Consider the following 11,800-nt stretch of genomic DNA (forward strand, 5'->3'; position numbering starts at 1 on the left):
GCGGGACTGTCTTTGCTTGGAGTGCCGAACGGAGAAACAATTCCCCGCACTTGGTCGGCTCAGGTGCGCGGCAGGGTGACGCCGCGCTGGCCCTGGTACTTGCCGCCACGGTCCTTGTACGAAACTTCGCATGCTTCGTCGGACTGCAGGAACAGCATCTGCGCCACGCCTTCGTTGGCATAGATCTTCGCCGGCAGCGTGGTGGTGTTGGAGAACTCCAGGGTCACGTGGCCTTCCCACTCGGGCTCCAGCGGGGTGACGTTGACGATGATGCCGCAACGGGCATAGGTGCTCTTGCCCAGGCAGATGGTCAGCACGTCACGCGGGATGCGGAAGTACTCGACGGTGCGGGCCAGGGCGAAGGAGTTGGGCGGGATGATGCAGACGTCGCTCTTGATGTCGACGAAGCTGCCGGCATCGAAGTTCTTCGGATCGACGGTGGCCGAATTGATGTTGGTGAACACCTTGAATTCATCGGCGCAGCGCACGTCGTAGCCGTAGCTGGAGACGCCGAAGGAAATCACTCGGCTGTCCTGCTCGCCACGCACCTGGCGCTCGACGAAGGGTTCGATCATGCCGTGTTCCTGCGCCATGCGGCGAATCCACTTGTCCGATTTGATGCTCATGGCGGGGTGTCCTGAAAGAGTGCGGGGTGAAAAACCAGATGCGCATCTTACCGGTCCCGACGCCCAGGTTAAAGTTTCCTTGCCCGATCCCGCGCCGGACGGGGGCTGCACAGGCCGCCGATCCGAATTTCATCAAAGCGCTTCTTGGCCATTGGCAGGTTGTGGAAAGTGGGTTAAGGTGGCGCCACTGTGCTGCACGTGACACCGAGAATCTCTAGTTTGATGCACGATCCTGATCGGCCCATCGCTGAATTTTCTGCTCTCTTTGCGCTCAGTCCCGGTCAGGGTGTTTCCTGACCGTTATCAACTTTGTCCAAGGAGACAGAAAAATGTCCAACCGTCAATCCGGTGTTGTCAAGTGGTTCAACGATGAGAAGGGCTACGGCTTCATCACCCCTCAGTCGGGCGACGACCTGTTCGTGCACTTCAAAGCCATCCAAGCTGACGGCTTCAAAACCCTGAAAGAAGGCCAGGCTGTTACTTTCGTCGCTACCCGCGGCCAGAAAGGCATGCAGGCTGAAGAAGTTCAGATCGCCTAAGTCGATCTCGCTTTTTAGCTTTCAAAAAAACCCGCCTTCTGGCGGGTTTTTTTATGCCTGACCGAAACACATGCGCGGTCCTGTGGGAGCGGCCTTGTGCCGCGAAAGGGTCGCGACACAAGGCCGCTCCCACAGGGATCAGTCTTCGCTGATGGTGATGCTAGGCATCGCCGGCGCAGCCGCTTCCTGCAGCACAATCCGTGCACCCACCTGACGGGCCAACTCCTGGTAGACCATGGCAATCTGGCTCTCAGGCTCTGCAATCGCCGTCGGCTTGCCGCTGTCGGCCTGCTCGCGGATCAATATCGACAGCGGCAGCGAAGCCAGCAGCTCGACGCCGTACTGCGCCGCCAGCTTCTCGCCGCCGCCTGCACCGAACAGGTGCTCGGCATGACCGCAGTTCGAGCAGATGTGCACGGCCATGTTCTCCACCACGCCCAGCACCGGGATATTGACCTTGCGGAACATTTCCACGCCTTTTTTCGCATCCAGCAGCGCCAGGTCCTGAGGCGTGGTCACGATCACCGAACCTGCCACCGGCACTTTTTGCGCCAGGGTCAGCTGGATGTCGCCAGTGCCCGGCGGCATGTCGATCACCAGGTAGTCGAGGTCGTCCCAGGCGGTCTGGGTCACCAGTTGCAACAAGGCGCCGGACACCATCGGGCCGCGCCAGACCATCGGCGTGTTGTCGTCGGTGAGGAAGGCCATGGACATCACCTCGACGCCGTGGGCCTTGATCGGTACGAACCACTTCTGCTCGCGGATCTGCGGGCGGGTGCCTTCGGCGATACCGAACATCACGCCCTGGCTCGGGCCATAGATGTCGGCGTCGAGAATACCGACCCGGGCACCCTCACGGGCCAGGGCCAGGGCCAGGTTGGCCGCGGTGGTCGACTTGCCCACCCCGCCCTTGCCCGACGCCACGGCGATGACGTTCTTCACGTTGGCCATGGCCGGCACCTGGGCCTGGGCTTTGTGGGTAGCGACCACGCAGTCGATGCTCACCTGGGCCGAGGCGACCCCCTCCAGGTTCTCGATGGCGGTCTGCAGCACCTGGGCCCAGCCGCCCTTGAACAGGCCGGCGGCATAACCCAGTTGCAACTGCACCTTGACCTGCCCGCCGTGGATATCGATGGCGCGCACGCACCCGGCGCTGACCGGGTCCTGGTTCAGGTAGGGGTCGGTGTACTGGCGAAGCACGCCTTCGACGGCGGCACGGGTGACGGCACTCATGGAGGCTCCCATTGGCAAACGGAATACGAAACAGGCGCCTATGCTAACCCGTCAATCGTCAGCAGATGCGCACGCGGGGTGAAATAAATTCGCCAGCCCTTTATAGTGGCCGATCATCCTTATTTTTACCCCGTCGCCAGATAAGTAGCCGAGCCACCATGTCCGAGCCACGTCAGATTCTCGTCACCAGCGCCCTGCCCTACGCCAATGGATCCATCCACCTTGGCCATATGCTCGAGTACATCCAGACGGACATGTGGGTGCGCTTCCAGAAACTGCGCGGCAACCAGTGCATCTACGTGTGCGCCGACGACGCCCACGGCTCGGCCATCATGCTGCGCGCCGAGAAGGAAGGCATCACCCCCGAGCAGCTGATCGCCAACGTCCAGGCCGAGCATGCCGGCGACTTCGCCGACTTCCTGGTGGACTTCGACAACTTCCACTCCACGCACAGCGAGGAGAACCGCGAGCTGTCGAGCATGATCTACGGCCGCCTGCGTGATGCCGGCCACATCGCCACCCGCTCGGTCACCCAATACTTCGACCCTGAAAAGGGCATGTTCCTCGCCGACCGCTTCATCAAGGGCACCTGCCCCAAGTGCGCGGCCGAGGACCAGTACGGCGACAACTGCGAAAAATGCGGGGCCACCTACGCCCCGACCGAGCTGAAGAACCCCAAGTCGGCGATCTCCGGTGCCACCCCGGTGCTGCGCGACTCGCAGCACTTCTTCTTCAAGCTGCCGGACTTCCAGGCCATGTTGCAGCAGTGGACCCGCAGCGGCACCCTGCAGGACGCCGTAGCCAACAAGCTCGCCGAGTGGCTGGACGCCGGCCTGCAGGAATGGGACATCTCCCGTGACGCGCCGTATTTCGGCTTCGAAATCCCCGGCGAGCCGGGCAAGTACTTCTATGTGTGGCTGGACGCGCCAATCGGCTACATGGCCAGCTTCAAGAACCTCTGCGCACGCCGCCCGGAGCTGGACTTCGACGCATTCTGGAACGAAGGCTCGCAGGCCGAGCTGTACCATTTTATCGGCAAGGACATCGTCAACTTCCACGCCCTGTTCTGGCCAGCCATGCTCGAAGGCGCGGGTTTGCGCAAGCCGACCGCGGTCAATGTGCACGGCTACCTGACCGTCAACGGCGCGAAGATGTCCAAGTCGCGCGGTACCTTCATCAAGGCGCGCACCTACCTCGACCACCTGCAACCGGAATACCTGCGCTACTACTACGCCGCCAAGCTCGGCCGCGGCGTCGACGACCTCGACCTGAACCTCGAGGACTTCGTGCAGAAGGTCAACTCCGACCTGGTCGGCAAGGTGGTCAACATCGCCAGCCGCTGCGCCGGCTTCATCCACAAGGGCAATGACGGCCTGATGGTTGCGGGCGATGCCGCGCCAGAGCTGAGCGAAGCCTTCCTCGCCGCCGCGCCGTCGATTGCCGAGGCCTACGAAGGCCGCGATTTCGGCCGCGCCATGCGCGAAATCATGGCCCTGGCCGACCGCGCCAACGCCTGGATCGCCGACCAGGCGCCGTGGTCGCTGGCCAAGCAGGAAGGCAAGCAGGACGACGTCCAGGCCATCTGCGCCCAGGGCGTCAACCTGTTCCGCCAGCTGGTGATCTTCCTCAAACCGGTGCTGCCGCTGTTGGCCGCCGACGCCGAGGCCTTCCTCAATGTCGCGCCGCTGACCTGGAACGACCTGCAGTCGCGCCTGGAAAACCACAAGCTCAACCCGTTCAAGGCGCTGATGAGCCGCATCGAGCCGGCCAAGGTCGAAGCCATGGTCGCCGCCAGCAAGGAAGACCTGCTGGCCGCCGAAGCCAAGGCCGCCCCGGCAGGTAACGGCGAGCTGGCCAAGGATCCGCTGTCGGCCGAGATCGAGTTCGACACCTTCGCTGCGGTAGACCTGCGCGTGGCCCTGATCGTCAAGGCCGAGGCCGTACCCGGGGCCGACAAGCTGCTGCAACTGACGCTGGACATCGGCGACGAGCGCCGCAATGTGTTCTCGGGCATCAAGTCGGCCTACCCGGATCCGTCCCTGCTGGAAGGCCGGCTGACCATGATGGTGGCCAACCTCAAGCCCCGCAAGATGCGCTTCGGTATCTCCGAGGGCATGGTCATGGCCGCCGGCCCTGGCGGGGAGGAGATCTACCTGCTCAGCCCCGACAGCGGCGCCAAGCCTGGCCAGCGTATCAAGTAAGCTTTGCCCCGGCCACTGGCCGGGGCATTTGCATCGGCCGCGCGCTGCGGGATAATCAGGTTTTCCCGCAGAGCCCGGCATTTCCATGAGCGACTACGTTCTGGTCCTGGTCAGCGCCGCGCTGGTCAATCACCTGGCCCTGCCGGGCGAACCCGTCGCGCGTGCCCGCGTGCACCTGCTGGGGCTATGCAGCGGGCTGATGCTGCTGGCGCTGCCCATCGGGCTGCTGCTGCCGGCGGCATGGCGCGACCTGCAATTGCTCCTGTTCCTGCCGTTGCTGGGCGCCTTGGCCTGGGCACTGCCGACTTTGCTCGGCCGCTGGCGGCCCGATTGGCCCATGGACGGCCTGCGGCCGTTGCTGATGGGCAATGCCGTGGTGCTAGGCTTGCTGTTGCAGCTTGCCAGTGATGCCAGCAGCATCGGCCAGGCGCTGAGCTACAGCGTTGGCGCGGCACTGGGCTTCTGGCTGGCCCTGGTGCTGTTCGCCGACCTGCGCGTACGCAGTCGCCACCCTGACCTGCCACTGGCGCTGCGCGGGCTGCCGATCGAACTGATCGGTGCCGGGGTCATGGTCATGGCATTTTCCGGGTTCAACGGATTATTCACACAATGAGTCTGATACCACGCATCGATGCCCTGCTGCCGCAAACCCAATGCGGCAAATGTGGCCACGGCGGCTGCCGGCCCTATGCCGAAGGCCTGGCTGCGGGCGAAGCGATCAACAAATGCCCGCCCGGCGGCCGCGAGACCATCGCTGCCCTGGCCGCGCTGCTGCAGGTACCGGTGATCGCGCTCGACCCACAACGCCCACCGGGCCCCTCGCAGGTGGCATTCATTCGCGAAGCCGAATGCATTGGCTGCACCAAGTGCATCCAGGCCTGCCCGGTGGACGCCATCGTCGGCGCGGCCAAGTTGATGCATACCGTGATCGCCAGCGAGTGCACCGGTTGCGACCTGTGCCTGGCGCCCTGCCCCGTCGACTGCATCGACCTGTTACCGCTGCCGGCCAATGCTGTTCCCATCGTCGGCGACCTGGCCCACGGCGCCGAGCAACGCCTGGCGCGCAACCAGCGACGCGACCGCGCGCGCCAGCGCCACGAACAACGCCAGGCGCGCCAGCGCCGGGAGCAAGCCCTGCGCCAGGCGCAACGCCAGGCGCGGCAACAGCCTGTCGACAACGATGCCGCCCTCAAGCAGGCGAAGATTGCCGCGGCCATGAGTCGCGCTCAACTGAGCAAGGCCCGCAACGCCTTGGGCGCCACCCCCGAGGCGCAACAGCTCGCGCAACTCCAGGCTCTTGAGGCCGCCGCTGAGCAAGCGCGCCAGCACCTTGAAGCGCTGCAAGCCCATGCCAGTACCTGACCCGCGCCTGCGCAGCGCCATGAACCTGGTGCTGCTGGCCTGCTTGCCAGGCTTGCTGGTGCTGTTCTGGCTGCATGGCTGGGGGGTATTGATCAACCTGCTGCTGTGCGGCGCCGCCGCGTTGGCGACCGAAGCCCTATTGCTGCGCTGGCGCAGGCTGCCGGTAGCCGTGGCGCTCGGCGATGGCAGTGCGTGGGTCAGCGCCGTGCTGTTGACCGCGGCCCTGCCCGCCCAGGCACCCTGGTGGTTGCCTGTGGTTGCGGCGAGCGTCGCCATCGGCCTGGGCAAGCAAGCCTACGGCGGTGTCGGGCGCAATCCGTTCAACCCGGCGATGGTCGGCTACGTCTTCGTTCTGCTCAGTTTCCCGCTGCAGATGCACCACTGGCCTGGCCACACCCCGGGCCTGCTGGACAGCCTGCACCTGAGCTTTGCCGCCAGCGAACAGATCGACGCCTGGGCCAGCCCGACGGTCCTGGACGTGCTGCGCCACAACCGCAGCCTGACCGTCGACGAACTGTTCAGCACTCATACCGCTTTCGGGCACGTGGGTGGCAAAGGCGGCGAATGGGTCAACCTCGCCTTCCTGCTCGGCGGCCTGTTGCTGCTGCAGCGCAAGGTGTTCAGCTGGCACGCGCCGGTCGGCCTGCTCGGTGGGTTGCTGCTGTTCAGCCTGCTGGCCTGGAACGGCGCCGGGTCCGATTCCAACGGCTCCCCCCTGCTGCACCTGTTTTCCGGCTCGACCATGCTGGCGGCGTTCTTCATTGCCACCGAACCGGTCTCCGGTTGCAAGCGCCCGCTTGGCCGCTTGCTGTTCGGCTGCGGCGCCGGCCTGCTGATCTACCTGATTCGCACCTGGGGCGGCTTTGCCGACGGCACGGCATTCGCCATCTTGCTGATGAACCTGGCCGCGCCTGCCTTGGACCGCTTGGCAGAAGCCCGCGAGCGGGTGCGCGCATGAATGCCCGCTGGCGCAGCCAGCTGCTGCTGCTGGTGCTGATAACCGCACTGGCCTTGGCTGCCACGCTCACCTGGCGACACTGGACCGCCAGCCCGATCGCCGAAGCCACGCAGCAGTGGAAGGAACGGCAATGGCTGGCGGTGCTTCCCGCAGGCAGCTACGACAACCGTCCACTGGCCAATCCCTTGCCCCTGGCGCAACCGACACTGGCGCACAGCCGGCTGCTCGCCGCCTACCGTGCCAGCCTGGCCGGCATGCCGGTGGCTATCCTGCTGCACAGCAGCTTCCAGGGCTATGCCGGCCCAGTCGAGCTGGCGATCGCCATCGACAGCCAAGGCCGCCTGGTCGGCGTGCATGTGCTCAAGCAGCAGGAAAGCCCGGGGTTGGGCGACCAACTGGTTGACCCAACCCTGCATTGGCTGGAGCAGTTCACCGGCAAGACCCACGACCAAGCCTGGGCGATCAAGCGCGACCATGGCGTCTTCGACCAGATGGCGGGCGCCACGGTGACCTCGCGCGCGGTGATCGATGCGCTGCAAGATGCCTTGCGCTATTTCGACGCGCAGCGCCCGACACTGCTTGGCGAGGCGACCCCATGAGCTCACCGTGGTTTTTGCTGGCCGGCCTTGCACCGCTGCTAGGCGCCACCGCCAGCGCGGCCCAGGGTGCCGCCATCGGCTTGTGCGCGCTCGTGCTCGCAGGCCTGCATCAGGTACTGATGGCCCCTCTGCGCCGCCACCTCGACAGCGCCACCCTGCCCTGGGCCAACATCGTGCTGGTGAGCACCCTGACCAGCTGCCTGCTGCTGGGCCTGCGCGCCTGGGCCCTGCCCCTGGCCGTGCAACTGGGCCACTATCCCGCCCTGCTGGCCCTGAGCTGCCTGGCCATCGACCCGCTGCTGCCACAACGCAAGCGCTGGCGGGCACTGTGCATCGGCCTTGGCGGCCTGCTGGCAGCCTGCATCGCCTTGGGCGCCTGCCGGCAGCTGCTGGCCCAATCGCTTGGCCTGCATGTTGCCGAACTGGCGCCAGGCGCCTTGATACTCCTCGGTCTGCTACTGGGCTTGTACAATCACCTGCGCCCACGGATCCACCCCTCACGCCGTCAAGGAACCCGTTGACCCCATGAATGCCGCCAAACGCCTGGAGATCTTTCGCAGGCTGCATGAAGACAACCCCGATCCAAAGACCGAACTGGCCTACACCACTCCATTCGAACTGCTGATCGCCGTGATTCTTTCGGCCCAGGCTACCGATGTCGGGGTCAACAAGGCCACCGCCCGGCTGTACCCGGTGGCCAATACACCACAGGCGATCCATGCCCTGGGCGTGGAAGGCCTGAGCGAATACATCAAGACCATTGGCCTGTACAACAGCAAGGCCAAGAACGTCATCGAGACCTGCCGCCTGCTGGTCGAGCAACACGGCGGCGAGGTTCCGCAAACCCGCGAAGCACTCGAAGCGCTGCCAGGCGTTGGGCGCAAGACCGCGAACGTGGTCCTGAACACGGCTTTCCGCCAGCTGGCCATGGCCGTCGATACGCACATTTTCCGCGTGAGCAACCGCACCGGCATTGCCCCGGGCAAGACGGTGCTCGAGGTGGAAAAGAAACTGCTGAAGTTCGTCCCCCGCGATTACCTGCTCGATGCCCACCATTGGTTGATCCTGCACGGCCGCTATGTATGCCAGGCGCGCAAGCCACGGTGCGGGAGTTGCCGGATCGAAGACCTGTGCGAGTACAAGCACAAGACCTCGGACGATTGAGGCAATAGTGAATTACGCCCCGCAACGATTGAAAAAATCTTTTTTACCCGCTCTGCGAATCCCGTTATAAGGACGGCCAATGGCCCTTTGGCTTGGAGTGACGCATGAGCACCGATAAAGAAGACCTGGCTATCGACGAAGAATTCCAGAGCGTGGACGAAGACGAAGAGCCTCAGGCCGAACCGGCCAAGACCAACCTCAGCAAACGCCGCACCATCGACAACATGCTCGAAGAGCGGCGACTGCAGAGGCAACTGGCCGATTTCGACTACGACCTGTAACCCTGAAAAGCCTCCGCCATGGGGGCTTTTTCAATCACGCTCAGGCCAGGCCATGGCGCTGGGCCAACTCGATGAGGTCGACCAGGGAACGGGCATTGAGCTTGAGCAACAGTCGGGTCTTGTAGGTACTGACGGTCTTGTTGCTGAGGAACATGCTATCAGCGATTTCCTTGTTGCTTTTGCCCCGCGCCAGTTGCTGCAGCACCATCATCTCTCGCCCAGACAGACGCTCGACCATCTCGCTTTCCGTCGCGCCGCCGACACCGGAGCGCCCCTTGTGCAGCGCCTGGTTGGGGAAGTAGCTGTAGCCGGACAGCACCGCCTTGATTGCGCTGAGCAACTCGGTCAATTCCTGCTGCTTGCATACGTAACCCGCCGCCCCCGCCTGCATGCAGCGCATCGAGAAATGCCCCGGGGTCTGCGATGTCAGTACCAACACCTTGCTCGCCGGGCTCAGCAGGGCCAGCCGAGCTATCACCTCGAGCCCATCCAGCTTGGGGATCCCGATATCCAACACGACGATGTCCGGTAGATACTCCCGCGAAAGTTGCAGGGCATCCACACCATTGTCGCTCTCCGCCACCACCTCGTAACCATGCCGTTCCATCAGCATGCGTACGGCCAGGCGAATGACCGGGTGATCATCCACGATCAGCACTTTATTCATGCGATATCCATTGATTCGTTATTTTCAATTCGCCAGGCCACCTTAACCGACCTTGCCGCCGATTAGTTATGAAGTTCCCCTGACAGATACATCAAAAGAAGAGGACTACAACTATTGAGGATTAATCCTACGCACGTCTATTTCACAAAATGTAATAGATTCGCGCCTGAATTAACCGTCACAAAAATTAACAGCCCCGCCAATGGGATCCAAGTACCGACCCATTACATAGCTCGCAGGAAATTTCACTTATAGGCACAGGATAAAGGTTGAAGGAGATTCATTTCCAATAATGGAAGCGCCTCACACTGCTGTCGGGAAAAGAAACAACGTACAGATGAGCGACGCTCGACCGGATACTCATCATGAACCAAGAATCCCTTAGTCCCCTGACCCTTATCGCCGTGTTTGCCGGCGTCATCGAAGCCTCGGCACTGGCCTCCCTGCCCTTTCTCAGTGAGGAGAGCCAGAGTATCTACACCTGGTTTCTGGTGGGGTTTCCGTTTTTCCTGACGGTGTTGTTCTTCCTCACCCTCAACTTCAACACCGGCTCATTGTTCGCCCCCGAGAAACACGAGCCCGGTTCAAGTTGTCAGCCGCCCTCTTCTGCCTCCGGCCCAAGCGCCGAACAGGCAACGGCAACGCACAGCCCCACGATGCCCGCTGAAGCCATCAGGCCCTCCAGCCAAGATCAAGGCGCAATGATCATCGCCATCTCCGGCTCGGAAAGCCGCAAGATGATCGAAAACCATGTACTGCGCATGCTCGAGCGGCCACCGTCCTCGACGCGGCGCTGGGTCCTGTACAACCTGGATGCACGGGTATGCATTCACCTGTCGGTGGAACCTATGCTCGACAATGCTGCAACGGCATTCGACGGAGAACATCAAGCATGAGGCCCAGGCACAAAAAAACCCGGCACTGGCCGGGTTTTTTCTGCAACCGCCTGCTTAGAGCAGCGCACGCCCCTTGTTGGCAGCAATCCGCATGCGCAGGGCATTGAGCTTGATGAAGCCTGCGGCATCAGCCTGGTTGTAGGCCCCGCCGTCTTCCTCGAAGGTCGCGATGTTGGCGTCGAACAGCGAGTCGTCCGACTTGCGGCCGACGACGGTGACATTGCCTTTGTACAGCTTCAGGCGCACGACACCGTTCACGTTGACCTGGGAGGCGTCGATCATCTGCTGCAGCATCAGACGCTCCGGGCTCCACCAATAGCCGGTGTAGATCAGGCTGGCGTACTTCGGCATCAGCTCATCCTTAAGGTGAGCGACTTCGCGATCCAGGGTGATCGACTCGATGGCACGGTGGGCCTTGAGCATGATGGTGCCGCCCGGGGTCTCGTAGCAGCCGCGCGACTTCATGCCGACATAGCGGTTCTCGACGATGTCGAGGCGGCCAATGCCGTTGGCGCCGCCGATGCGGTTGAGGTCGGCCAGGACCGTGGCCGGGGTCTTCTCGACGCCGTCGATGGCGACGATATCACCGTTGCGATAGGTCAGCTCGATGTAGGTAGCCTGGTCCGGCGCGTTCTCCGGCGAGACGCTCCATTTCCACATGTCTTCCTCGTGCTCGGTCCAGGTATCTTCCAGGACGCCGCCTTCGTAGGAAATGTGCAGCAGGTTGGCGTCCATCGAGTACGGCGACTTCTTCTTGCCGTGGCGCTCGATCGGGATACCGTGCTTCTCGGCGTAGTCCATCAGCTTCTCGCGGGACAGCAGGTCCCATTCGCGCCATGGGGCGATGACCTTGACGCCGGGCTTGAGCGCATAGGCACCCAGCTCGAAGCGCACCTGGTCGTTGCCCTTGCCGGTTGCGCCGTGGGAAATGGCATCGGCGCCGGTTTCGTTGGCGATCTCGATCAGGCGCTTGGCGATCAGCGGGCGGGCGATGGAAGTACCCAGCAGGTACTCGCCTTCGTAGACGGTGTTGGCGCGGAACATCGGGAACACGAAATCACGCACGAATTCTTCGCGCAGGTCGTCGATGTAGATTTCTTTCACGCCCATTGCCTGGGCCTTGGCGCGGGCCGGCTCGACCTCCTCGCCCTGACCGAGGTCGGCGGTGAAAGTCACCACTTCACAGTTGTAGGTGTCCTGCAGCCACTTGAGAATCACCGAAGTATCAAGGCCGCCGGAATACGCCAATACGACCTTTTTTACGTCCGCCATGC

The 11,800-nt window shown here is 63.0% G+C and carries 14 protein-coding genes; 10 read left to right on the forward strand and 4 right to left on the reverse strand.

The genetic code is table 11. The features are described 5' to 3' along the window. Positions 1-59 precede the first annotated feature (59 nt). Positions 60-626, reverse strand: coding sequence for a dCTP deaminase (gene dcd, locus NJG22_RS12935; protein ID WP_050704036.1), 567 nt, complete (start codon positions 624-626; stop codon positions 60-62). Between the two features lie 329 nt (positions 627-955). Between dcd and NJG22_RS12940 the strand changes: the two genes are divergently transcribed. Then, positions 956-1,165: a cold-shock protein gene (locus NJG22_RS12940; RefSeq protein ID WP_003254922.1), complete on the forward strand. Its 210-nt coding sequence runs from the start codon at positions 956-958 to the stop codon at positions 1,163-1,165. Positions 1,166-1,303: 138 nt separating this feature from the next. On the opposite strand, the gene apbC is transcribed toward NJG22_RS12940, so the two are convergent. Further along, complete coding sequence (apbC, locus tag NJG22_RS12945; protein WP_253094995.1) at positions 1,304-2,398, reverse strand: iron-sulfur cluster carrier protein ApbC; 1,095 nt, start codon at positions 2,396-2,398, stop codon at positions 1,304-1,306. Positions 2,399-2,556: 158 nt separating this feature from the next. Between apbC and metG the strand changes: the two genes are divergently transcribed. The 8 genes from metG to NJG22_RS12985 all read left to right on the forward strand — a co-directional run bounded on the left by metG (position 2,557) and on the right by NJG22_RS12985 (position 8,963). After that, entirely contained in the window at positions 2,557-4,599 is a 2,043-nt protein-coding gene (metG, locus tag NJG22_RS12950) for a methionine--tRNA ligase (RefSeq protein WP_253094996.1), read from the forward strand. 85 nt (positions 4,600-4,684) lie between these two features. Beyond that, positions 4,685-5,212, forward strand: coding sequence for an Rnf-Nqr domain containing protein (locus tag NJG22_RS12955; protein WP_253094998.1), 528 nt, complete (start codon positions 4,685-4,687; stop codon positions 5,210-5,212). Beyond that, positions 5,209-5,961, forward strand: coding sequence for an RnfABCDGE type electron transport complex subunit B (locus NJG22_RS12960; RefSeq protein WP_366518795.1), 753 nt, complete (start codon positions 5,209-5,211; stop codon positions 5,959-5,961). The genes NJG22_RS12955 and NJG22_RS12960 overlap by 4 nt, the downstream gene beginning before the upstream one ends. After that, positions 5,948-6,919, forward strand: a complete 972-nt coding sequence (locus tag NJG22_RS12965) for an RnfABCDGE type electron transport complex subunit D (protein ID WP_253095000.1) — start codon at positions 5,948-5,950, stop codon at positions 6,917-6,919. The genes NJG22_RS12960 and NJG22_RS12965 overlap by 14 nt, the downstream gene beginning before the upstream one ends. Beyond that, positions 6,916-7,518, forward strand: coding sequence for an RnfABCDGE type electron transport complex subunit G (locus NJG22_RS12970; RefSeq protein WP_253095002.1), 603 nt, complete (start codon positions 6,916-6,918; stop codon positions 7,516-7,518). The genes NJG22_RS12965 and NJG22_RS12970 overlap by 4 nt, the downstream gene beginning before the upstream one ends. Then, on the forward strand, positions 7,515-8,039 hold the full coding sequence (locus NJG22_RS12975; RefSeq protein ID WP_253095003.1) for an Rnf-Nqr domain containing protein: 525 nt from the start codon (positions 7,515-7,517) through the stop codon (positions 8,037-8,039). The genes NJG22_RS12970 and NJG22_RS12975 overlap by 4 nt, the downstream gene beginning before the upstream one ends. 4 nt (positions 8,040-8,043) lie before the next feature. After that, a complete protein-coding gene (gene nth / locus NJG22_RS12980) occupies positions 8,044-8,682 on the forward strand; it encodes an endonuclease III (RefSeq protein WP_217853314.1) in 639 nt (212 codons plus the stop codon). 104 nt (positions 8,683-8,786) lie between these two features. After that, positions 8,787-8,963, forward strand: coding sequence for a PA3496 family putative envelope integrity protein (locus tag NJG22_RS12985; protein ID WP_217853313.1), 177 nt, complete (start codon positions 8,787-8,789; stop codon positions 8,961-8,963). 40 nt (positions 8,964-9,003) lie between these two features. Here NJG22_RS12985 and NJG22_RS12990 read toward each other — a convergent pair whose 3' ends face one another. Then, a complete protein-coding gene (locus NJG22_RS12990; RefSeq protein ID WP_217853312.1) occupies positions 9,004-9,630 on the reverse strand; it encodes a response regulator transcription factor in 627 nt (208 codons plus the stop codon). Between the two features lie 365 nt (positions 9,631-9,995). Between NJG22_RS12990 and NJG22_RS12995 the strand changes: the two genes are divergently transcribed. Beyond that, complete coding sequence (locus NJG22_RS12995) at positions 9,996-10,526, forward strand: hypothetical protein (protein WP_253095004.1); 531 nt, start codon at positions 9,996-9,998, stop codon at positions 10,524-10,526. A 54-nt stretch (positions 10,527-10,580) separates the two neighbouring features. Here NJG22_RS12995 and NJG22_RS13000 read toward each other — a convergent pair whose 3' ends face one another. Next, positions 10,581-11,798 (reverse strand): argininosuccinate synthase, encoded by a 1,218-nt coding sequence (locus NJG22_RS13000; protein ID WP_217853310.1) that lies wholly within the window; start codon positions 11,796-11,798, stop codon positions 10,581-10,583. Positions 11,799-11,800 lie beyond the last annotated feature (2 nt).

It is taken from the genome of Pseudomonas sp. VA159-2 (assembly GCF_024126635.1).
Taxonomy (GTDB): Bacteria; Pseudomonadota; Gammaproteobacteria; order Pseudomonadales; family Pseudomonadaceae; genus Aquipseudomonas; species Aquipseudomonas muyukensis.

Bases quoted from the DNA above. Each gene is read 5' to 3' on its own strand.
- metG (WP_253094996.1), top strand. From the start codon at position 2,557: ATGTCCGAGCCACGTCAGATTCTCGTCACCAGCGCCCTGCCCTACGCC.
- NJG22_RS12985 (WP_217853313.1), top strand. From the start codon at position 8,787: ATGAGCACCGATAAAGAAGACCTGGCTATCGACGAAGAATTCCAGAGC.
- NJG22_RS12955 (WP_253094998.1), top strand. From the start codon at position 4,685: ATGAGCGACTACGTTCTGGTCCTGGTCAGCGCCGCGCTGGTCAATCAC.
- NJG22_RS12970 (WP_253095002.1), top strand. From the start codon at position 6,916: ATGAATGCCCGCTGGCGCAGCCAGCTGCTGCTGCTGGTGCTGATAACC.
- NJG22_RS12990 (WP_217853312.1), bottom strand. From the start codon at position 9,630: ATGAATAAAGTGCTGATCGTGGATGATCACCCGGTCATTCGCCTGGCC.
- NJG22_RS12995 (WP_253095004.1), top strand. From the start codon at position 9,996: ATGAACCAAGAATCCCTTAGTCCCCTGACCCTTATCGCCGTGTTTGCC.
- NJG22_RS12940 (WP_003254922.1), top strand. From the start codon at position 956: ATGTCCAACCGTCAATCCGGTGTTGTCAAGTGGTTCAACGATGAGAAG.
- NJG22_RS12960 (WP_366518795.1), top strand. From the start codon at position 5,209: ATGAGTCTGATACCACGCATCGATGCCCTGCTGCCGCAAACCCAATGC.
- apbC (WP_253094995.1), bottom strand. From the start codon at position 2,398: ATGAGTGCCGTCACCCGTGCCGCCGTCGAAGGCGTGCTTCGCCAGTAC.
- nth (WP_217853314.1), top strand. From the start codon at position 8,044: ATGAATGCCGCCAAACGCCTGGAGATCTTTCGCAGGCTGCATGAAGAC.
- NJG22_RS13000 (WP_217853310.1), bottom strand. From the start codon at position 11,798: ATGGCGGACGTAAAAAAGGTCGTATTGGCGTATTCCGGCGGCCTTGAT.
- NJG22_RS12975 (WP_253095003.1), top strand. From the start codon at position 7,515: ATGAGCTCACCGTGGTTTTTGCTGGCCGGCCTTGCACCGCTGCTAGGC.
- NJG22_RS12965 (WP_253095000.1), top strand. From the start codon at position 5,948: ATGCCAGTACCTGACCCGCGCCTGCGCAGCGCCATGAACCTGGTGCTG.
- dcd (WP_050704036.1), bottom strand. From the start codon at position 626: ATGAGCATCAAATCGGACAAGTGGATTCGCCGCATGGCGCAGGAACAC.